We start from the raw sequence: 20,301 nt of genomic DNA on the forward strand, positions 1-20,301 counted from the left end.
AACAGCTCAGACAGAGAGGGAACTATCATGAATAAGAACAGCACAAGTAAGAATATTTTAGTGGTATTAACATCACATGCAGATTTGGGCAATACAGGTGAGAAAACAGGTTTCTGGGTTGAAGAACTTGCTGCACCTTATTATGTATTTGTTGATGCTGGAATGACTGTTACGCTGGCATCACCTGCTGGTGGTAAGCCACCAATTGACCCTAAAAGTGCAGATGAGAGCATGCAGACGGATGCAACTCGTCGCTTTGATGCTGATGATGTCGTACAAAAAGCCCTAGCGACAACAGTTAAATTAATCGATGTTAAAGAACAAGACTTTGATGCGGTATTTTATCCTGGTGGCCACGGTCCATTATGGGATTTAACTGACAACACAACATCAATTGATTTATTAGCTGCGTTTATTGCGAATAACAAACCAGTATCAGCTGTTTGTCATGCAAGTGCGGCGCTACTAAACGTTAAAACGCCTGAAGGTGAGTATGTAATTAAAGATAAAGCGGTAACAGGGTTTTCAAATACAGAAGAAGATGCTGTACAATTAACTGATATCGTACCTTTTTTATTAGAAGATGAGCTTGTAAAGCGTGGCGGAGACTATCAGAAAGTTGCTGATTGGACGCCATTTGCCGTACAAGATGGTTTAATCATCACAGGTCAAAACCCAGCGTCTTCAGCATTAGTCGCAGAAAAACTAATCGCACACGCTTAATACTAGGAAACAAATATGTTGAATTTTACGTTTCAAAACCCAACTCGCATTCATTTTGGTGATGATCAGATTAAAGCGATCAGCAAAGAAATCCCAATAGACGCTAAAGTATTAGTGACTTACGGCGGTGGTTCAATTAAGTCAAATGGTGTATATGACCAAGTTGTAGCTGCATTGTCTGAACATAACTGGGTTGAGTTTTCAGGTATCGAACCAAACCCAACTTATGACCAATTAATTAAAGCTGTCGATGTTATTAATGAGCACAATGTTGATTACATTCTTGCAGTCGGTGGTGGTTCTGTTGTTGATGGCAGCAAATTCATTGCAGCTGCAGCTGTATTTGAAGGCGATGATGCTTGGGATATCCTAAGTAAATACGCACCAATTACTAAAGCATTACCATTGGGTGCAGTATTAACGTTACCAGCAACGGGTTCAGAGTCAAATGGTGGTGCTGTTATTACACGTGATGGCAGCAAGTTATCATTTGGTAGTCCATTAGTACGTCCAACGTTTGCGATTTTAGATCCAGCAGTGAGCTTAAGCTTATCTGATCGTCAAATCAGTAATGGTGTTGTTGATGCATTTGTTCATATTATGGAACAATACATGACGTATAGCATTAACGCGAAAGTACAAGACCGTTTTTCTGAAGGGTTATTGCTGACGCTTATCGAAGAAGGGCCAAAAGCATTAAAACCTGAGACTAAAGACGATTTAGAGATCCGCGGTAATATTATGTGGTCGGCAACGATGGCGTTAAACGGTCTTATTGGTGCTGGCGTACCACATGATTGGGCAACACATATGATTGGTCATGAATTAACTGCCGCCCACGGTGTTGATCATGCGCGTAGTTTATCAATCGTGTTACCTGCAGTAATGAAAGTACTACGTGAAGACAAGCGCAGTAAATTACTGCAATATGCTGAACGTGTCTGGAATATTACAGTTGCCGATGAAGATGAAAAAATCGATCAAGCGATAGCAAAAACAGAAGCATTTTTTAAAGCAATGGAAGTTCCAACAAGGCTTACGGATGCAGGTATTACGTTTAATGATATTGACAACTTAATTGCTAAATTAGAGAAACACGGCATGGTGGCATTGGGTGAGCGTAAAAATATCACTTTGGAAGTAAGCCGTCAGATTTTAGAAGTTGCATTATAAATGCTTATTATGGTCACTTTATTTAAATAGTTAACTAGCAGTAAATAACGCATTAATAGAAAAGGTTGGAATGATTATTCATTTCAGCCTTTTTTTTATTACAAAATGACGATTAGCCATTTATTAGTCCCAGTGTCATACTTTTTTAATTCAACGATGCTATAACTAAATGATATTGTTCTTATTAAATAATCTTATCGTGTTGTTATCGAAACTTAAGGAAGAGTAATGGCTGATTTAGAATGGATGTTAGGTGTAATTATGTTATCGGGATTTTTACTTGCCGCTATCGCGAGATTCAATTTACACTATTATTTACAGCATAAAAAAATATTGACGAGCGTGGATAGAGAACAAGCCCAAGTGCAATTAAAAAACACAACGCCCGAAGTTATTTTAGATAATGGTGTTCATCAATTATTTAAATATTTTATTGCTGGCATGATTATTTTTCTAGTTGGTAGCGCCACACTAGTCGATCACGGTGCTTTAAAAGCGTTGGTCTCTTTATTTTTTGATTCGGTATAATGTTTTGTTGATTTAAGCGCTAACGATCGTAACCTGAATTCGTTGGTATTTGCTGTAATACTTGTTGCTGCTCTTTATCGTGTTTTTTATGTAGCGCGGCAATAAGTTCCAGATCTAACTTCGCATAGAACATATCTTCTTCGGCTTGGCCTTTCTGGCGCATCGTTTCGTTAAACACTGACATATTGATTACCTCTAATAACCTGCATATTAATAATTTTAGTTGATTTTAGACAGAAGCGTTATTAGAGGTAGAGCTGATAATTGAACGTTATTTATTAAGCGGCTTGTTTACTTTGCTTTAGAATCTTTAAAACGTCTGATAAAGACGCGCTTACAGTATGACCCAATGTTAAAACTTCAGCACTGGGTTGCACGAGATCTGGGATTTGAAATGTTTGCATATTAGCGCTTACGGCAGATAAAACGCCGTTATTGGAATCTTCAAAGGCTAAACATTGTTCCGGCTGAATATTTAAACGACCTGCTGCAAGCAAGTAAATTTCTGGGTCGGGTTTGCCATTCTTAACTTCGCATCCTGTTGTCAAATTATCAAAAAAGTGGTCTAAGCCAGCAAGCTTTAATTTGATTGTTGCAACATCTTGTTGTGTTGACGTCGCAACCGCAGTAGGAATATTATTATTTTTTAACCAAGTGAGTAACTCAACAACACCGTCTTTAACAGGAATAGCTTGATGTTTAACGACGGCGTTGTAACGTATACGCCATGCATCATGAAGTACTGGATAATCTAAATCACTGCCGTAACCAGCACGGATTACTTTTTCTATGCCTTGAGAATTACGACCGATAATATCGAGATAAACATTTTCTAAAAATGGAATCGATAATGATGCACATGCTTCTTCAAAGATCCCTTTGCAAACACGCTCTGTGTCGAGAAGAAGTCCATCCATATCAAAAATAGCTGCTTGGTAATTCACTTTATGTATCCTATATTGATGACAACTTATTTAATGAAATGAGTATAACAAATCTAACCGTGATAATTAAGTTTACATACTGTTTGTACTACCTATAAAGTATCGATAATATCGTAATGGACTAGAACTATATTAACAATTTGAATGATAGGGAATCTATGAAAGGTTTAATGAGTGGTTTATGTTTGGCGCTCTTAGTTGCTGGTAATGTATCAGCAACTGAATCCAAACCAGTGACGGTTGAAGTATTAGCTAAGTCGACAACTAGCTGGGATGGTTCTATGCTTCCGAGTTACCCAAAGGGTAAGCCGGAAGTTACGATCTTAAAAATTGATATTGCACCTGGTGTTAAGTTGCCTTTGCATGAGCATCCGGTGATTAATGCTGGTTATTTAGTGAGTGGTGAATTAACTGTTGTAACTCAAGACGGTGAGGTTTTGGAGCTTAAAGCAGGCGATACGCTTGTTGAAGTTATCAACAAATGGCATTACGGAATAAATAAAGGTGATGTACCAGCTGAAATTGTTGTTTTTTATGCTGGCGTTGAAGGGGAGCCTTTAACAATTAAGCATAAATAATTAGAGTTAAAGGCTAGGTTTTTTATCCTAGCCTTTTGATAAATTAATGTCTTATTATCTTTTTTTAAATGAAGGCTTCAAGCTAAGCATACATAGGAACAAGAACCATAGTACCTGCGATAACGGTAATTAGACCTGCTAATACGGGTACTGACGTTCGCTTAACAACTTCAAATGGACTGACTTTTCCCATACCACTTGTCGCTACAATGACACCCGCTACCGGAGACACAGTACGACCGAGGTTCGATGCTTGTAACATCGGGATAATTAAGAACGCTGGGTTTAAGCCCATTTTACCGGCCAGTGTAGGAGCAAGTTCAACAAATGCATAGAAAGGGGCGTTGCCTGAGCCTGTTGCTATTGCTGCAGCTACAGTGAGACCTGTTAAAATGAGCATTAATGCAAATCCGCCTGCACCAGCTGCCTCCGCAAGGCCGATTAAATTATCAATAGCACCAATCGACATCAAGCCCTGTGCAAAGACACCTGCAGCAACTAATAGCATGACGACACCTTTAAAAGCATTTGCCATCCCTTCATAGCAAGACTCTAAGTCTTCTAAGGTTGCCTTCCCATCTAACCGTTTAGTGATAAAGTCGATAACAGCACTAATGAAAATGGAAAAAACTACGATAGTGTAGATATCAAGTTCTAGCCCTTTAATTGTTGAGCCATTAAATACAAAAACACCTATGATAGGTAGGAATGGTAGGATGGAATAATAACCCGGCGCAGTTACTGTTATTTCTGATATGTCAGTTTTTACCATTGGCGTGTTTTCTTTTTTGTCTAAATAACGATTCCATAAAAATGCCGCAGCTGCCATCACTAGGATGGCACAAATAGATACGGGTAGTACGGTTTCAACAGAAAACACATGTAGTGGTAATCCTGATTTTTCTGCGGCTACAACAACATCGCCAGATGTTGGTGACAAAATAATAGCAGCAGGAGATGCACAAACAGCAACAGCAGCTGGTCGAGATATTCCCATTGCTGTCATCATTGGGAATAAGGTAGCCATAAGTAATACACCAAGTCCTGTTGCAGAGCTTACCGCCAGTGACATTAAGCAGGCAACTATGTAAGCGGCAACAAGGAGGGTGTAAGGAGATTTGATAAGTGATAATGGTTTTGAAAATTGTTTAACAACAACATTGTTGGCATCAATTTTTGTCATGTAAGATGCAAAACCACATAACAACATGATTTGCATCCCTAAGCCGCCTCCACGATATTGCAGCATATATTTAACAAATTCTAATGAGTCTGTAATGGTATTCCCTGTGCTTGTTATACTTGAAGGGAGAATTTGCTTGCCAAGTAAGCCTGTTATGATAAGTAGTGTAATACCAGCTGTGAGTAATACTCCCGCTGCCTTGTATTCTTTGACGATGAAGTAACCGACACCGACAGTCACGATTAAACCAATGAATAACTCTAACATTGAAACCTCTTTATTGTATTCAAATGCGTAATTAACAGTATTTTAACCTTTAAAATAATGTTTCCTTTGCAGCTGAATGTACCTATAAAGAGATGTTGTCGCGATAGCTAACACAACTATTCATGATCTAAATCAGGGTTTAATAAACTCTCAAAGGATAGTTTGAGCCAGATCAATTCGTTGATTTTACAGACTCATTAGCTTCGGTTAAAATTAGTGCATTAATCAAATAGGCTATATGGAATAAACATGACTAAAGCTAAAATCGGTATTGTGACAGTAAGTGATAGAGCCAGTGCTGGCATATATGAAGATCTTTCTGGTAAAGCCATTATCTCTGTATTGAATGAGTACCTGATTTCTGAGTGGGAACCTGTTTATGAAGTTATTCCAGATGAGCAAGATGTGATTGAAGCAACATTGATCAAAATGGCCGATGAGCAAAACTGCAGTTTGATTGTTACTACAGGTGGCACAGGCCCTGCTAAGCGTGACGTAACGCCAGAAGCGACAGAAGCTGTTTGTGATCGTATGATGCCTGGATTTGGCGAGTTAATGCGTGCAGAATCGCTAAAATTTGTTCCAACTGCAATTCTTTCTCGTCAAACGGCAGGATTACGTGCAGATTCATTAATCGTTAACTTGCCGGGTAAACCAAAATCAATCCGGGAATGTTTAGATGCTGTATTTCCAGCGATCCCTTATTGTATTGATTTGATGGATGGCCCTTTTCTTGAATGTGATGAGTCGGTGGTTAAACCGTTCCGCCCAAAAGCGAAATAATAGACCATTTATTCAACCTCCCAATGAAAGTCGACGATTAGCTGTCGCTAATCGCCTGTAATGTTTTTTAGTGTAAGGGGTTTAGCTTTTTTTGCATCTTGAACTAATTTTGTAGTGATACCAATCATAATAAATATAGGATCACTTCATGGCCGCAAATCCATCTACTCAATATTTAAAGATAAAACAAAGACACCCACAGTTGATTAGTGCTGTCGAATCTCTTGGTAAAGTGGCAAAACAGGAAGGACCAATAGATGAAAAAACCGCACAGTTAATTCAATTAGCTGCCGCTGCAGCCATTCGTTCTGAAGGTGCTGTTCATAGCCATGCCAAAAGGGCACTTGAAGCTGGCGTAAGCGTTGATGAAATTCGCCATGCATTACTGCTGCTCACAAGCACATTGGGTTTTCCTTGCGTTATGGCTGCAATGAGTTGGGCAGATGAAAAGTTATAGTCTAAACCTATAGATTACGCATTACCTTGTGAATGACATTATCTACATCAATTTTAATATGCTGTGATGCGTCTTGGGCATAGGCGTTGATATTTTTGTATAGCTCACCAATCATTGTTATGCCGCTGCATTGAATCGTGAGGACTATATTGGCGGTGATGATGTCTATCACCGCTTGTTCATCAGAATTTGATTTAAGTGCATCGATCTCTTGTTGCCAGTTTGATTGACCTTTTATTTTAGCTAATGTACTTTCTGAGCTTGTTAATAACGTGCCGCAAATCCTCATGACTTAAAGTTCCTCTGGTCGTTGATAGGAATTATTTAGCGTGTTTTTAATGTCTTAATTTACCTTGCCTAGCATGTTCATGATGATAACCACTACCAGATTTATGAAAACCACAACTGATAATTGTTGGTTGTACTAATCCTATTAAATCTGATGTTTTCATTTTAATAGTTTCAGCATGATCGCCAGCATTAAAACTTACTTCCTCTTGTTTCACTAGTTCTTCTGACATATAAACAGGCATGTTAAACAAATGACCAAATGGAGGCATTGCACCTGTTTCACAATCAGGAAACATACTACTGAACTGGTGTTCATAGGCTAAGTTAACGTAACGAGCGCCAATAGAAAAAGCAATATTATCGAAGTCAATGAGGTAAGGGGCGGGCATAACAATCATAACAAGCTTAGTATCAGCTGTTATTATGACAGTTTTAGCAAAAGACATACCGTTAGTCTTGCTAAATTCAGCAACATGCTGAGCAGTATAGCCGGGTGGGTGATGATCACTTTGGTAGTTTATATAAGCCTGATCTAAATAATGGGTGATTTTTCGCATGAGCATAATCAACCTCCCTAGCGGTTAATGCGCTAATACATTTATCAAGAATGTTTAGGAGCTTTAATTATAGTTGTTAATTATTTTAATGACGGGTTACGAGATAAGCTCAGTAAAAGAAATCATGACGTATTGACTGGTGGGTGGTGAATAGAAAAAGGGTAAAATGCATAAACATTTTACCCTTTAGTATTTACATATTTAACTTAGGCAATATAGTGCGTTAATGCTTAACGTTTGTTACTGCGTTTAGCTTGCTGGCCTTGACCACCTTTATTTGCTGACTTGTTAGCGCTTGGACGGTTGCCTGATGGCTTCTTGAATCCACCACCTTTAACACTACCATTCGCATTCTTACTGCCGTTGGTGCTGTTATTGCCACCTACAGTGGGTTTTTTACGGTTAGGTTTGTTACCGCCTTTATTACCGTTTTCGTTAATGCCAACACCTTCTTGTGGAGCAAGACCTGTGTGTTTAGTTAACGCATTAGTGAACTGCTTAGTACCTGGTTGAGCACGTTGTTGTTTAACACCTTTATTACTGGTATTCGGCTTACCCTTACTGTTAGCACCACCTTTACCAAGATGTGGTTTTGTATTGCTGCGTTGTGCTTGTTTTTCGGCCAAACTTTCTGGTGGTACTAGATGTTTTGGACCGCGACCAATTAAATGACGATTACCCGTTTTGAGCAGGTATTCGCGAATCATTGGCCAGTTAGCTGGATCGTGGTAACGTAAAAGCGCTTTGTGCAGACGACGTTGACGTGCGCCTTTTGGCACAACCACTTTTCCATCTGTTTCACGTACTTTATGTAATGAGTTAAGCTCTGTGTGATACACGGCTGTTGCATTAGCAAGTGGTGAAGGGTAGAAGTTTTGTACTTGATCAAGCTTAAACTTATACTGTTTTAACCATAAGGCTAAAGTAAGCATGTCTTTGTCATTAGTCCCTGGGTGTGCAGAGATAAAGTAAGGAATAAGGTATTGTTTCTTGCCAGCTTCAGCAGAGAAACGATCAAACATTTCTTTAAACTTATCGTACGTGCCCATACCTGGCTTCATCATGATATCAAGTGGTGACTTTTCGGTATGCTCAGGCGCAATTTTCAAGTAACCACCGACATGATGTTCTACTAATTCTTTCACGTAACGTGGATCTTCAATCGCTAAATCATAGCGTACGCCTGATGCAATCAAGATCTTTTTAATACCCGGAACTTTACGTGCGCGACGGTAGAGATCGATGGTAGGTGTATGGTCTGTGTCCATGTGCGTACAAATTGCTGGAAAGATACACGAAAGGCGGCGACAAGTTGCTTCCGCTTTTGCACTCATACAGCCCAGCTTATACATGTTTGCTGTTGGTCCACCAAGGTCGGAAATAACACCGGTAAAACCAGGCACTTTATCGCGGATTGCTTCCATTTCTTTGACAATAGAGTCTTCCGAACGACTTTGAATTACACGTCCTTCATGTTCTGTAATTGAGCAGAAAGAACAACCGCCAAAACAGCCACGCATAATATTGATCGATGTTTTGATCATATCGTATGCAGGGATCTTCTCATCACCATAACTTGGATGTGGCAGACGCGCGTATTCTAAATCGAATACACCATCCATCTCACCTTCTGCTAGTGGAGTTGCTGGTGGATTTAACCATACTTCACGCGCACCGTGTTTTTGGATCAATGCACGAGATGAAACAGGGTTTGTTTCTTGATGGAATACACGTGACGTATGTGCGTATAACATTTTGTCTTTTTTCACTGTTTCCATGTCAGGCAGGCGAATATAAGTTTCGTGCCAAGGCATCTGCTTAGGCGCTTGCATTACGATAGGTTTCGCCACATCAGCATCAGAATTATCAATCACTTGTTCATTATCTTGTTTAGAACAGGTTTCATCAATTTCAGTGTAAGGGCTGATAATTGGTTCAATCTTGCCTGGAGTATCGAGTGTTCGTGAGTCAATACCTTTCCAAGTTGGTAGTGGTTCTTTTAGCATCACGCCTGTACCACGAACATCTTGAATGTCTTTAATTGATTCGCCACTTGCAAGACGATGTGCCACTTGGATTAAGGGGCGTTCTGCATTACCGTAAATCAGCATATCGGCTTTTGAGTCAGGTAGCACTGAACCACGTACTTTATCTGACCAATAATCATAGTGCGCAATACGGCGTAAACTGGCTTCAATACCACCAATAACGACAGGTACATCTTTAAATGCTTGCTTACAGCGTTGAGTGTAAACTAATACGGCACGGTCAGGACGTTTTCCGCCGATGTCACCTGGTGTATAAGCATCATCATGACGTAATTTGAGATCCGAGGTATAACGGTTAATCATCGAATCCATGTTACCGGAAGTTACGCCGAAAAATAGATTCGGGCGACCTAGCTCTTTAAACGGTTCTGCACTTTCCCAGTCGGGTTGAGAGATGATGCCGACACGAAAGCCTTGTGCTTCTAAGGTTCTGCCGATAATAGCCATACCAAAACTTGGGTGATCGATATACGCGTCACCTGTAACAACAATAACGTCACAGCTATCCCAACCGAGTTTGTCCATCTCTGCACGTGTCATTGGCAAAAATGGTGCGGGTTTTGTCACCCGATTCTGAAATTTTGGATATGAAAAAAGATCTTTGGCAGTTTGCATAAAGTACTCTTGGGTATTAATTTTAGTGCGCAAAGTTAATTGCGAAGGCTATTTTCACGGCTGGAATAAATACAAAAAAGAGAAAGCCAGCCGTTACTGAGGGCGGATTATAGCCACTTACAACGTCTTTTGCGATTAAAAGCGGCAATATATATTTAGCTTGCTTGTAACAGGTTGAAAAACTGAGTTAAATTATTTGCTTCATAATCGGCTTTGTAATCTATATTCGTCACAACTTGCTCTGAACCAGACAGCCAAACCGTAGTCATACCAAGGGTTTTGGCTGGTTTTAGGTTGCGAAGTTGGTCATCAAAGAAGACCGTGTTATGGCGATCAATCGCGTGTGTATCACAAAGTGTTTGATAGCTTGAATTGTGTGGTTTTAGCTCATAATTTGCGTCTTCTAATGAAAAAATATCATCAAAGCAGTCGATTAACGCTAATTCCGTTAGAATTTTAGTCGCGTAATGTTTTGGTGAGTTCGTATAAATTATTTTACGACCAGCCAATTGACCGATTTGTTGCCCTAAATTGGGCTGTGCTTTCAGCGTCGTCATATTGATGTCGTGGCAATAATGGATGAAATCATCACGATTCACATGATGGTGCTTGATTAACCCTTTTACTGTACCGCCATATTGTCTGTAATATTGGTTAGATAAAAGAGTGGCCTCTGGAAGTGGTAGAGACAGTGCGTTAGCTATAAACTGGTGCATTCGTGATTCGACCTGCTTTAATATGCCTAACGAAGGGCAATAAAGCGTGTCATCAAGATCGAACAAGTAAGTATTGGCTTGGTTAATTTTTTGCATATTACTCTTCTCAATTTTTTACGCTGCTCAACGCATTAATCGTGCATTTTGTGTGTGATGATAAATCTGAATGAGCAGTACGCATTATAAGGCTGCAATATTAGTGTAAAAGTACAATAATGCAAATGTATCCTATTTTGTTTGCTTAAATAGCGTCTTATTTTTGTGGTTAGAACTCCAACCAGATGAAAAACGTTAAAAAATAGGTGCTTAATTTTTCAGAAACTTTTATCCTATCTACTGTGTCTCAACATTGTGAAGATAATATGATTATTAAACCAAAAACTCGCGGTTTCATCTGTACCACAACTCACCCTACTGGTTGTGATTTGAATGTTAAAGAACAGATACAGTATAATAAAGAGCAAGGTGTCATTGAAAATGCACCAAAACGTGTTCTGGTAGTTGGCTCATCAAGTGGTTACGGGCTTTCGTCTCGTATTACTGCTGCATTCGGTGGTGGCGCTTCTACTATTGGTGTGTTTTTCGAAAAACCGGCAACAGAGAGAAAGCCGGGTACAGCAGGTTGGTATAACAGTGCTTCATTTGAAAAATATGCAGCAGAAGAAGGCCTATATGCAAAGAGCATTAATGGCGATGCATTTTCTGACAAAGCAAAACAAACTGCAATTAACCTAATTAAAGAAGATCTAGGTCAAATTGACCTCGTTGTTTATTCATTGGCATCACCAGTACGTAAGTTACCAAGCACTGGTGAAGTTGTACGTTCTTGCTTGAAACCTATTGGTGAAACGTATACAGCGAAAGCGGTTGATACCAATAAAAATAAAATATTTGAAGCAAGTGTTGAACCTGCAACAGAGCAAGAGATCAAAGATACCATTACCGTTATGGGTGGTGAAGATTGGGAACTATGGATGTCTGCATTATCTGATGCCGGTGTATTAGCTGAAGGATGTAAAACCGTTGCTTATAGCTATATCGGTACAGAAATTACATGGCCGATCTATTGGGATGGTGCCTTAGGCAAGGCAAAGCAAGATCTTGATCGTGCTGCTCATGCGATCGATGCGGACCTAAAAGTAAAAGGTGGCAGTGCAAACGTAGCTGTACTTAAGAGTGTAGTCACACAAGCAAGTGCTGCAATTCCAGTTATGCCGCTTTATATCGCAATGGCATTCCGTGTGATGAAAGAACATGGTTTACATGAAGGTTGTTTAGAGCAAATTTCACGTCTATTCCGTGGTTCACTTTACCCACAAGGTCTTAGCAACGCTAAATTAGACGAGGAAAATCGTCTACGCATGGATGATTGGGAACTTCGTGAAGATATTCAAGCTACTTGCGTGAAGCTATGGGACGAAGTGACCGATGAGAACTTGTTTGAAACAACTGATTATCAGTATTACAAAGATGAGTTTTTAGCATTGTTTGGCTTTGGTATCGAAGGCGTTGATTATGATGCTGACGTTAATCCGATTGTTGATTTTGCTCCAATTACACTTGACTAATCTTAGCCTGTTTTGAACGGTCTAGCTTAATTTTAGCTAGCCATTCATCGGGAACAAGTATTAACCGCTCTGCTTCTTTTTGATTATTATATCTTAGGAGCTGTAGCGGTTTTTTTTCGCCCATTGTTTGGTGTTGATAAATATCAAGTTCGGTCTTGGCCCGTGTTGCAAGGTAATTTGGCTTCATTATTTGATACCAACGGTGATGTATGCACTCTTTCTTAAAATAATGATGTGTTATCCAACGCCAATTACAGCTATTCGGTAATAACTGCTTTGTTAGCTCAAGAGCTGGGTGTGCTTGGTATAAACGGCCTTTGAGTATTATTTTTTCATCATCAATATTGATATTGTGTTCGCGTAATACTCCTTGTGCTGCTTCTTGTCGACCTAACTTAATCTGGTGTTCTAGCATATGGTTAAATTTAATATCGAAACGATCTTTCATGTTCGCGCCATACCATAATGGTGGTTCATTATTTGTGCTAGGGTATCCAAGATAAAATTTTACTGCGACTTCAAAGTGAGTGACTTGATTAGTGGTGTTGTCTTTGACAATAAAATCAAATTCTCCATAGGTAAAGTGATCATCACGCACTTGCGTATTAGCGAGTAGCACCTCAAAGTTTGGATTATCGATAAAAAAGAAGTGCCAAAGTTGTTCAAAATATAAACCCAACCTTGTAGCTGGTCGTATAAAATTGAGTAATGGCGCAGGGTCGACATCTAAAGCAAAGAGCCGCGGTAAGTAGTCTGTGTATTGCTGAGCTAACCAATCTGTTGAAACAAGGGCGTTGCTATTTAAGTTAATCATTGGAGGACTTGCAATCGACCATGCTAGATCACGTACTATCGGATGGTTAAAATTATAGTTATAGGTGTCTAAAACACTTTCTATCGGCATGTTATTTGCTTCAAGCTCCAACTTAACGTATACATATAACCTTAGATTAGGATTCAACAAATAACGAGGAGCGGGCATGGCCTCACTCAATAATAAAAAACTTGAAAATATTTTAACTGACTTTATGCAGCCACATCGTGTTCGTGATTTTACCGTTAACGGTATGCAGGTTCAGGGTAAAGACACCGTGACTAAAGTGATCACGGGTGTCACAGCATCTCAAGCATTAATTGACGCTGCAGTAGAGCAGCAAGCAGATGCAATTTTAGTGCATCATGGCTATTTTTGGAAAAATGAATCACCAGCGATTACGGGGATTAAATATAATCGCATTAAAACGCTGATCAAGCATGATATTAACTTGTATGCTTATCACCTGCCGCTAGATATACACCCTGAATTGGGTAACAATGTTGAATTAGCTAAGCTATTAGGTATTACGGTTCGTCGTGGTCTGGAACCGTGGGATAAAGCGAGTGTTGCTTTAGTGGGTAAATTCGAAGATGAGATCTCAACTGAAGAACTCACTCAACGTATTGAAACTCAACTTAACCGTTCTCCGTTGGTTGTTGATGCGGGTAAGCCAATTAAATCGGTGGCTTGGTGTACTGGCGGTGGTCAAAGTTATATTGAATTAGCAATTGAACAGGGAATTGATGCATTTATCAGTGGTGAAGCGTCCGAACAGACCATTCATTTGGCTCGTGAAGCCGGTATAAGTTTTTTTGCTGCGGGTCATCACGCAACAGAACGTTATGGTGTTAAAGCGTTAGGTGAATGGTTAGCAGAAGAAAAAGGTTTGGACGTAACTTTTATTGATATTGATAATCCGGTGTAATTAAATTGGCTTACTCATTAACAAAATATGTTGCTGAGTAAGCCTTTTATGCATGTATAAACTACATATTTAGATTGTGGTCATACCCGGACATCTGGATAGTCAATTTTAAATCGGTGAGGATATTCCGAAAACGGCGTGATGCAGGTTGTTCACACAGAGCCTTGATATCACAGGCCAATGCTTGAGTTGGACGCGCTACTTGGCGGTAATATTCTGCGTACGATTCTGATAAATGTGCATGAGCAGAGCGTACCGCATAAGGGTCAATGGTTTTAATTTTTCTTTCGTAGCGCCTGATAACCTGTTCAACAGCTTTTAACTGCTTAATTCGATTAGTTATAATGGTCTTTTTGCGTAGGCAAGCTGCTAATGGTTTCTTAATACAACCGATTGCAGTGTGTAATGCTATTTTTAACCACAAGTCCCAATCTGATACCAGCTTTATATTATGATCAAAACCGTCTAGTGCTAAATATAAATCCCGTCTAACAAGTACAGTCGATGTGCCAATGATGTTTTCGGAGAAGATCGCGGCAGCACCTTTAGGGATGACAAATGCATCCGCGCTATGTTGAACTATTTGTTGTTTAAAATAATCACTATGGGTAAAGCTATCGTGAGTTACTTCACTTTTATCATTCATTAATTCACAGTTAGTAAAGCAAATACCAAGTTGTGGTTTTTCTTTCATAAACTTAATTTGTTGTTGTAGTTTGTTTTTATACCAGTATTTATCGGCATCAAGAAAGGCAATATATGTACCACTTGCCACCCGAACCGCATGGTTTCTAGCAGTCGATGTACCTTCTCCATTTAATTTTAAGGCGATAATATTATTGTGTTTTCGGCAGAGCTGGCAAATCCATTTCCAACTACCATCGGTTGAACCATCGTCAACAATGATGACTTCTATATTATCTATATTTTGTTGCCAAATACTCTCGATTGCTTGAGGTAGAGAGGGAAGACAATTTTTGTTTGGAATAATGACACTCACTGTTGGTTTCATATTCACCCCTACTGATCTATAAGTTACAAATCCTTTTGCATTAATAGATAGCTTAGTCGATTTAATTAATTACGGCTGACCTGTGTTTTAATTTTGTACTTTTTAATATAGATCATTTTTAAGCATATTTAATCTATTGTTTTTATATAGTCTAGTCTTGATACATAGTTAACGGTTACAAGGACAGCTCTTATATGGATATGCTTGGATCAATAAAGCTATGGCTAAAAAATGACGAGAGTGCGATAGCTAAAGCGTGCCATCGTTGTATTCGTGAACTGATGCATTTTTCTATACCCGTTATTCCTTTTATTCATCCTTGTATGCTTCGAATACACCTCCTTATTACCCACTTATTCGCAAATATTTTTCGGATTTTATATTGGACCCCTTTATTTAAAAGTCGCTTAGTAACAAGACCGAGTAACTTATACCTATATTCAGGAATGCCATTGGTATTAGGACATTTAACTATTGAAATGGGCGACAATTGCCGTGTATCTGGTATTTCAACATTAAGTGGACGAAGTATGGACGGGCGGCCATCTCGTCTAATAATCGGAAACAATGTCGATATAAACTGGCAAAATAATATTGCGGTAGGTGGGAATATTGTGATTGAAGATAATGTAAGGCTAGCAGGACGGGTTTTTTTGGCTGGTTACCCTGGCCACCCTATTGATGTAAAAGAGCGCGCTGCGGGGTTACCAGATCATGAACATCAAGTCGGCGACATTGTTTTAAAGCGTGATGTTTGGTTAGCGACGGGTGTCAGTGTTATGGCTGGGGTTACTATTGGAGAAGGCACAATCGTTGCTGCAGGCAGCATAGTGACCAAAGATTTACCCTCAAGTGTACTTGCTGGCGGCATACCAGCTAAGGTAATTAAATCATTATGAACAACTGGCAATGGATTGTACTTGGTGAAGACTGGGGACGCCACCCAAGCAGTACACAGCATTTGATGAAATCAATGACGCGTAAACATCAGGTATACTGGGTTAACTCAATAGGTTTGAGACGTCCTAAGTTAACGGATGGTAAACGTATTATTGAAAAACTAAAACAACTGAAGAATGCCTATGCGAATGATTTTAACCAGAATAAAATGCTTTCGAATGTTGAGATGAAGCCGTTAGAAATCCTTGCTCCAATCGCATTACCTTGGCCTGGAAGTCATATCGCTTATGTGATTAATCGTTTGTTATTAACGTATCAAATTCGTGCACTGTTGGATCGGCATGTAACGGATAAGAATTTATCGCGTATTTTATGGTTATCATTACCGACGGGGCGTTGTGTTATCGATGCATTAGAAGAAGATATTGTCGTTTATTATGTTGGTGATGACTTTAGTGCGTTGCACGGTGTTGATCATAAAAAAGTTAATTTTGAAGAGGTTGAACTAGTAAAATGTGCGGATATTATCTTTGCCGCAAGTGACAATATCGCCCGTCAATTTCCTCAGCATAAAACCTACTTGTTACCACACGGCGTTGATTTAAAGCACTTTTCATCAGAGTATAAACGTCCGAATCATTATCCTGACTCCGATCTTGTCGTAGGCTATTATGGCAGTATTACCCGTTGGTTAAATTTTGAATTAATAACGTTCCTCGCGCGTGCTCGACCCGATATTACATTTCTATTTATTGGGAGAATTGAGATCGATGATTGTCCAATGTTTGAGTATGAAAATATTGTCCATTTGGTGGATATGCCTCATAAAGAGTTGATTAAATATGCAGCTAATTGGCAAGTATCATTAATCCCATTCGTTAATAATGAACAGATTCGAGCATGTAATCCTTTAAAATTAAGAGAATATTTAGCCATTGGACACCCAATACTAAGCACTAAATATCCAGCAGTTATGGAATTTTCAGAATGTATTTATATTGCAGATAATCAGCAACAGATGCTAGAGCAGTTAAATACAGCATTAATTTTATCGCAGACAGAGCTTAAACAGCTTAAAGACGAATCTCGGAAAATGGTTGAAAGCTCAACTTGGGAAGCGAGGTGTGATTATGTTTCGGCGTTATTAATGCAGAAACTAACAGATAAAGACAACATTGCATGTAATTAACAATGGTCTTGGGAGTACGTTATGAAAGGACTTATCCAGAATAAATATAGAGGAACAGCGTTGCTATTCGTCACGTTAATATCGCAGTTCGGATGTGCGAATTCGCCAACGGTTATTCCAATGGCAATGATTGGGATAGCATCGCTATCAGAACGTGGTAAATCGGCAGTAATAGAACCGAGAAAACTAAATTTTATTTTCGAATACAAGCAAGTAGAGTTAAGCAGAGAGCAGCGGAATCAGTTACTTTACCTTTATGACTGGCAGCACGGCGCGATCATTAGTTATGGTAAAGCAAAAGCCGAAAATGACTATACAGGTTTGTTTATCGGACATAAACGTGTGCAAGCAGTTAGTCAAGCCTTAGCTAAAAATCAGGTAATACTTCAGGTTAATTATGATCCGACATTGGCTGAGGACTCTGTAGTGGTTAAAGAAAATATTGTCCAAACAACACGTATAGCTACTGATAAAAAAACGGATTTAGTTGAGAACTCTAGGCTGTAAATATGGGTATTATTGTATGGGGTAATATTTATCGATTTATCGAGACGATGTGGCGCCGACGTTATTACCTTGGTGTTTCTATTGTAATCGCAATGCTGAGTGCATCCTTCATGAGTGTTGTCACGGATAAACGATACGATGCACACACATCGATATTAGTTCAGGAAAGTGCATTGCTTAATCCATTTTTAGAAGACTTATCAGTATCATTTAATCTTGAACAAAGGATCGTGGCTTTACGCGTGTTAGTACATAGCCGGCACATATTATTAACCGTTGCTAAGCAAAATGAGTTAATCAATACCAGCAGCAGTTATCGAGAAAGAGACTTAATTGTTGAACAACTGTCAGATGCAATCCTATTAACGCTATCTGGCACAGATCTGGTGATTATCTCTTTGAGTTGGGATGATCCAAATAAAATGGAATCGATTTTGAGCTCTGTTAGTCAATTGTTTATTGATAGTTTAATGGCACCCAGTAGAGCATCAATTATTTCATCAGAGGAATTTCTACTTGCACAGCTAGAGTTAAGGCGTGATAAGTTGGTCGTAGCAGAGGAAAAAATGGCTTCTTTTCGTCGTAAACATATCGGAGTTTTACCTGAGTTATTTATTCAAAATAATCAGACGCTATTTTCTATTTACAGTGAAATTAGAGAGAAAGATATTGAATTGTCAGGCGCTTATGGTCAGTTGAATAGCCTAAAGCTTAAATTGGCGCAAACGAATCCCGTGATCGGTGTAGTTGAAGAGCAAATCGTAACAGCAGAAGCAAAACTGTCACTCTTAAAAGCAAGTTACACCCGTAGCCACTCTAAAGTTCAATCTGTTGAATTGCAGTTAAATAATTTAAGAAATGAGCAAAATAAATTACTAAGCAAAAACGTGGCATTAACAGATGAACAGTTAGAACAGCTATGGAATTTGGTTTCTGTTGCTGAGAACGGGAATGGTGAAAGTAAAGTTCCGTCATTGTTATTATCTCAGTTAGAGAATCTGCAAGCCGCTCAATCGCGCGTTATACAATTAGAAAATGAAGTTGCAATGTTACGACAACAATCGGAGCATTTAACAAGTAACGTCGCGATGGAAGCGGATGTGGCGAAAGAGCTGAGTGCTCTAAAGCGTGATCTGACCGTTAACACCAAATTATATCATGATTTGTTAAACCGTCACGAGATGGCAAAAGTGACTGGTGAGCTAGGTCGTCATGAAGAACCTGAAAAAATTAAAGTAATTGATAGGCCTTTTACGCCAGGTTATCCCTCTAATTTATCTCTGTTCGTATACATTATTATTGGTCTATTTAGTGGTATCGGTGGTGGTATTGGTTTGGCGGTTATAGTCGAGTTATTAGACGACACGTTATGGCACATAAGAAAAATCAGCTTGTTTGATGGTATTGACATTATCGTACGATTACCTTCGATTGATTATGAAAAGGATGTTGATAATGAAAATCATGGTTGAAATTATTCAACATCTAAAACCGGGTGGTATTGAAAAGTTAGTGATTGATATCATGCGATTACAAGATTCAGATGTTAGGGTTTACATCGTAGCGTTAGAGGGGGATAAGTCGGCTTGTTTAGCGCTCTGGCCTGCATTGAAACGGTATCAAGAACGATTAGTTTTTTTGGACAAGAAACCGGGGTTTACACTCTCGACGGTAAGGCGACTGCGTAAAATATTAAGGAAATTAGAGGCTGATGTTATACACACTCATCATATTGGTCCTTTGCTTTATGGTTGTATGGCAACACTAAAATCAACCAACATACAGCATATTCATACAGAACATGATACGTGGCATTTGCTTGATAATAAGCAGTTACAGATGACAAAGTTAATGTTGCGGTTAAGTCGAATCACGTTAGTTGCCGATGCGTCAACGGTTGGAATAAAGCTATCTGAAATGCTTGGCAGTAATGTTAATCCTGTCACGATCTTAAATGGCATTGATACAGAAAGATTTTTACCGAGCCTAAATCATAAACGTTATAAAAATAACACCCGTGTTTTCAAAATTGGTTGCGCAGCAAGGCTTGTCACTGAAAAATCCTTGGACGTATTAATTCAAGCTATCGCGGATATTCCTAATGCGGAACTATATATTGCTGGCGATGGCCCTGAAAAGCATAACCTTGTTAATTTAGTGCAGGAATTAGGCTTGTCAACTAAAGTTAAATTCATTGGCTATACAGATGATATGGTTAGTTTTTATCATCAGTTAGACTTATTCGTACTTACTTCGTCAAATGAAGGACTACCTTTGTCAATATTAGAAGCTCAGTCGTGTAATGTTCCTGTCGTTTGTAGCGATGTTGGCGGTGTACATGAGGGTGTATGCAAGCAAACGGGTCGATTAATTAAACGCCATTCTGTTAATGAATTTCATATTGCAATAAAAGCACAGATAAAGCAGCGTAGTGAGTATCAACCTCGTGATTTTATTACGCAAAATTTTGATATTAAAAAGATGATCAAAGCTTATAACAAGCTTATTGAGGAGTAGCCT

At 39.0% G+C, this 20,301-nt stretch carries 22 protein-coding genes; 13 read left to right on the plus strand and 9 right to left on the minus strand.

What is annotated here, in order from left to right:
* Nucleotides 1–27: 27 nt before the first annotated feature.
* From HWV01_RS10450 to HWV01_RS10460, 3 genes are all read left to right on the plus strand, one after another.
* Entirely contained in the window at nt 28–723 is a 696-nt protein-coding gene (locus HWV01_RS10450) for a type 1 glutamine amidotransferase domain-containing protein (RefSeq protein ID WP_211675315.1), read from the plus strand.
* 15 nt (nt 724–738) lie between these two features.
* Complete coding sequence (locus HWV01_RS10455; protein WP_211675317.1) at nt 739–1,896, plus strand: iron-containing alcohol dehydrogenase; 1,158 nt, start codon at nt 739–741, stop codon at nt 1,894–1,896.
* A 228-nt stretch (nt 1,897–2,124) separates the two neighbouring features.
* Nucleotides 2,125–2,424, plus strand: coding sequence for a hypothetical protein (locus HWV01_RS10460; RefSeq protein WP_211675318.1), 300 nt, complete (start codon nt 2,125–2,127; stop codon nt 2,422–2,424).
* Nucleotides 2,425–2,443: 19 nt separating this feature from the next.
* Here HWV01_RS10460 and HWV01_RS10465 read toward each other — a convergent pair whose 3' ends face one another.
* Both HWV01_RS10465 and HWV01_RS10470 read right to left on the minus strand, forming a co-directional pair.
* The gene (locus tag HWV01_RS10465; protein ID WP_211675320.1) at nt 2,444–2,608 is read right to left on the minus strand and encodes a hypothetical protein; all 165 of its coding nucleotides are present in this window, start codon (nt 2,606–2,608) and stop codon (nt 2,444–2,446) included.
* Between the two features lie 94 nt (nt 2,609–2,702).
* Nucleotides 2,703–3,368 (minus strand): HAD family phosphatase, encoded by a 666-nt coding sequence (locus HWV01_RS10470; RefSeq protein ID WP_211675322.1) that lies wholly within the window; start codon nt 3,366–3,368, stop codon nt 2,703–2,705.
* 158 nt (nt 3,369–3,526) lie between these two features.
* Between HWV01_RS10470 and HWV01_RS10475 the strand changes: the two genes are divergently transcribed.
* Nucleotides 3,527–3,946 carry a cupin domain-containing protein gene (locus HWV01_RS10475; RefSeq protein WP_211675324.1) on the plus strand — a complete coding sequence of 140 codons (420 nt, stop codon included), beginning with the start codon at nt 3,527–3,529 and terminating at the stop codon, nt 3,944–3,946.
* An 82-nt stretch (nt 3,947–4,028) separates the two neighbouring features.
* On the opposite strand, the gene dcuC is transcribed toward HWV01_RS10475, so the two are convergent.
* Nucleotides 4,029–5,396 (minus strand): anaerobic C4-dicarboxylate transporter DcuC, encoded by a 1,368-nt coding sequence (gene dcuC / locus HWV01_RS10480; protein WP_211675326.1) that lies wholly within the window; start codon nt 5,394–5,396, stop codon nt 4,029–4,031.
* Between the two features lie 249 nt (nt 5,397–5,645).
* Between dcuC and mog the strand changes: the two genes are divergently transcribed.
* The gene (gene mog, locus HWV01_RS10485) at nt 5,646–6,179 is read left to right on the plus strand and encodes a molybdopterin adenylyltransferase (RefSeq protein WP_211675328.1); all 534 of its coding nucleotides are present in this window, start codon (nt 5,646–5,648) and stop codon (nt 6,177–6,179) included.
* 148 nt (nt 6,180–6,327) lie between these two features.
* Nucleotides 6,328–6,636: a carboxymuconolactone decarboxylase family protein gene (locus tag HWV01_RS10490; protein ID WP_211675330.1), complete on the plus strand. Its 309-nt coding sequence runs from the start codon at nt 6,328–6,330 to the stop codon at nt 6,634–6,636.
* Nucleotides 6,637–6,643: 7 nt separating this feature from the next.
* Here the strand turns inward: HWV01_RS10490 and HWV01_RS10495 are convergent, their stop codons facing one another.
* From HWV01_RS10495 to HWV01_RS10510, 4 genes are all read right to left on the minus strand, one after another.
* A complete protein-coding gene (locus tag HWV01_RS10495) occupies nt 6,644–6,925 on the minus strand; it encodes a hypothetical protein (protein ID WP_211675332.1) in 282 nt (93 codons plus the stop codon).
* Between the two features lie 46 nt (nt 6,926–6,971).
* Nucleotides 6,972–7,490, minus strand: a complete 519-nt coding sequence (locus tag HWV01_RS10500) for an aminoacyl-tRNA deacylase (protein ID WP_249185520.1) — start codon at nt 7,488–7,490, stop codon at nt 6,972–6,974.
* A 224-nt stretch (nt 7,491–7,714) separates the two neighbouring features.
* Nucleotides 7,715–10,147, minus strand: coding sequence for a YgiQ family radical SAM protein (locus HWV01_RS10505; RefSeq protein ID WP_211675333.1), 2,433 nt, complete (start codon nt 10,145–10,147; stop codon nt 7,715–7,717).
* Between the two features lie 155 nt (nt 10,148–10,302).
* Nucleotides 10,303–10,959 carry a pyrimidine 5'-nucleotidase gene (locus tag HWV01_RS10510; protein WP_211675335.1) on the minus strand — a complete coding sequence of 219 codons (657 nt, stop codon included), beginning with the start codon at nt 10,957–10,959 and terminating at the stop codon, nt 10,303–10,305.
* A gap of 266 nt (nt 10,960–11,225) precedes the next feature.
* Between HWV01_RS10510 and fabV the strand changes: the two genes are divergently transcribed.
* The gene (gene fabV, locus HWV01_RS10515; RefSeq protein WP_211675337.1) at nt 11,226–12,431 is read left to right on the plus strand and encodes an enoyl-ACP reductase FabV; all 1,206 of its coding nucleotides are present in this window, start codon (nt 11,226–11,228) and stop codon (nt 12,429–12,431) included.
* Here the strand turns inward: fabV and HWV01_RS10520 are convergent.
* A complete protein-coding gene (locus HWV01_RS10520; RefSeq protein WP_211675338.1) occupies nt 12,418–13,335 on the minus strand; it encodes a DUF1853 family protein in 918 nt (305 codons plus the stop codon). The genes fabV and HWV01_RS10520 overlap by 14 nt on opposite strands.
* A gap of 76 nt (nt 13,336–13,411) precedes the next feature.
* Between HWV01_RS10520 and HWV01_RS10525 the strand changes: the two genes are divergently transcribed.
* Nucleotides 13,412–14,173 (plus strand): Nif3-like dinuclear metal center hexameric protein, encoded by a 762-nt coding sequence (locus HWV01_RS10525; RefSeq protein ID WP_211675344.1) that lies wholly within the window; start codon nt 13,412–13,414, stop codon nt 14,171–14,173.
* Between the two features lie 61 nt (nt 14,174–14,234).
* Here the strand turns inward: HWV01_RS10525 and HWV01_RS10530 are convergent, their stop codons facing one another.
* Entirely contained in the window at nt 14,235–15,185 is a 951-nt protein-coding gene (locus HWV01_RS10530; protein WP_211675346.1) for a glycosyltransferase family 2 protein, read from the minus strand.
* Between the two features lie 194 nt (nt 15,186–15,379).
* Here HWV01_RS10530 and HWV01_RS22370 point away from each other — a divergent pair, with 194 nt between their 5' ends.
* Genes HWV01_RS22370 through HWV01_RS10555 form a run of 5 tightly spaced genes read left to right on the plus strand, consistent with a single transcriptional unit; the run spans nt 15,380 to nt 20,298 of the window.
* On the plus strand, nt 15,380–16,084 hold the full coding sequence (locus HWV01_RS22370; protein WP_249185521.1) for an acyltransferase: 705 nt from the start codon (nt 15,380–15,382) through the stop codon (nt 16,082–16,084).
* Nucleotides 16,081–17,274, plus strand: coding sequence for a glycosyltransferase (locus tag HWV01_RS10540; RefSeq protein ID WP_211675348.1), 1,194 nt, complete (start codon nt 16,081–16,083; stop codon nt 17,272–17,274). Before HWV01_RS22370 ends, HWV01_RS10540 begins: the two co-directional genes overlap by 4 nt.
* Nucleotides 17,275–17,295: 21 nt before the next feature.
* Nucleotides 17,296–17,781 (plus strand): hypothetical protein, encoded by a 486-nt coding sequence (locus tag HWV01_RS10545; protein ID WP_211675350.1) that lies wholly within the window; start codon nt 17,296–17,298, stop codon nt 17,779–17,781.
* A gap of 2 nt (nt 17,782–17,783) precedes the next feature.
* Nucleotides 17,784–19,253, plus strand: coding sequence for a capsule biosynthesis protein (locus HWV01_RS10550; RefSeq protein ID WP_211675351.1), 1,470 nt, complete (start codon nt 17,784–17,786; stop codon nt 19,251–19,253).
* The gene (locus HWV01_RS10555) at nt 19,237–20,298 is read left to right on the plus strand and encodes a glycosyltransferase (RefSeq protein ID WP_211675353.1); all 1,062 of its coding nucleotides are present in this window, start codon (nt 19,237–19,239) and stop codon (nt 20,296–20,298) included. Before HWV01_RS10550 ends, HWV01_RS10555 begins: the two co-directional genes overlap by 17 nt.
* Nucleotides 20,299–20,301: the final 3 nt, after the last annotated feature.

This window comes from Moritella sp. 5, assembly GCF_018219455.1.
GTDB lineage: Bacteria > Pseudomonadota > Gammaproteobacteria > Enterobacterales > Moritellaceae > Moritella.

Coding starts and splice junctions, on each gene's coding strand:
- HWV01_RS10530 (WP_211675346.1), bottom strand. CDS start 15,185: ATGAAACCAACAGTGAGTGTCATTATTCCAAACAAAAATTGTCTTCCC.
- HWV01_RS10450 (WP_211675315.1), top strand. CDS start 28: ATGAATAAGAACAGCACAAGTAAGAATATTTTAGTGGTATTAACATCA.
- HWV01_RS10510 (WP_211675335.1), bottom strand. CDS start 10,959: ATGCAAAAAATTAACCAAGCCAATACTTACTTGTTCGATCTTGATGAC.
- HWV01_RS10475 (WP_211675324.1), top strand. CDS start 3,527: ATGAAAGGTTTAATGAGTGGTTTATGTTTGGCGCTCTTAGTTGCTGGT.
- fabV (WP_211675337.1), top strand. CDS start 11,226: ATGATTATTAAACCAAAAACTCGCGGTTTCATCTGTACCACAACTCAC.
- HWV01_RS10465 (WP_211675320.1), bottom strand. CDS start 2,608: ATGTCAGTGTTTAACGAAACGATGCGCCAGAAAGGCCAAGCCGAAGAA.
- HWV01_RS10500 (WP_249185520.1), bottom strand. CDS start 7,490: ATGCTCATGCGAAAAATCACCCATTATTTAGATCAGGCTTATATAAAC.
- HWV01_RS10545 (WP_211675350.1), top strand. CDS start 17,296: ATGAAAGGACTTATCCAGAATAAATATAGAGGAACAGCGTTGCTATTC.
- HWV01_RS10540 (WP_211675348.1), top strand. CDS start 16,081: ATGAACAACTGGCAATGGATTGTACTTGGTGAAGACTGGGGACGCCAC.
- HWV01_RS10555 (WP_211675353.1), top strand. CDS start 19,237: ATGAAAATCATGGTTGAAATTATTCAACATCTAAAACCGGGTGGTATT.
- HWV01_RS10525 (WP_211675344.1), top strand. CDS start 13,412: ATGGCCTCACTCAATAATAAAAAACTTGAAAATATTTTAACTGACTTT.
- mog (WP_211675328.1), top strand. CDS start 5,646: ATGACTAAAGCTAAAATCGGTATTGTGACAGTAAGTGATAGAGCCAGT.
- HWV01_RS10490 (WP_211675330.1), top strand. CDS start 6,328: ATGGCCGCAAATCCATCTACTCAATATTTAAAGATAAAACAAAGACAC.
- HWV01_RS10495 (WP_211675332.1), bottom strand. CDS start 6,925: ATGAGGATTTGCGGCACGTTATTAACAAGCTCAGAAAGTACATTAGCT.
- HWV01_RS10520 (WP_211675338.1), bottom strand. CDS start 13,335: ATGCCGATAGAAAGTGTTTTAGACACCTATAACTATAATTTTAACCAT.
- HWV01_RS10460 (WP_211675318.1), top strand. CDS start 2,125: ATGGCTGATTTAGAATGGATGTTAGGTGTAATTATGTTATCGGGATTT.
- HWV01_RS22370 (WP_249185521.1), top strand. CDS start 15,380: ATGGATATGCTTGGATCAATAAAGCTATGGCTAAAAAATGACGAGAGT.
- dcuC (WP_211675326.1), bottom strand. CDS start 5,396: ATGTTAGAGTTATTCATTGGTTTAATCGTGACTGTCGGTGTCGGTTAC.
- HWV01_RS10550 (WP_211675351.1), top strand. CDS start 17,784: ATGGGTATTATTGTATGGGGTAATATTTATCGATTTATCGAGACGATG.
- HWV01_RS10505 (WP_211675333.1), bottom strand. CDS start 10,147: ATGCAAACTGCCAAAGATCTTTTTTCATATCCAAAATTTCAGAATCGG.
- HWV01_RS10455 (WP_211675317.1), top strand. CDS start 739: ATGTTGAATTTTACGTTTCAAAACCCAACTCGCATTCATTTTGGTGAT.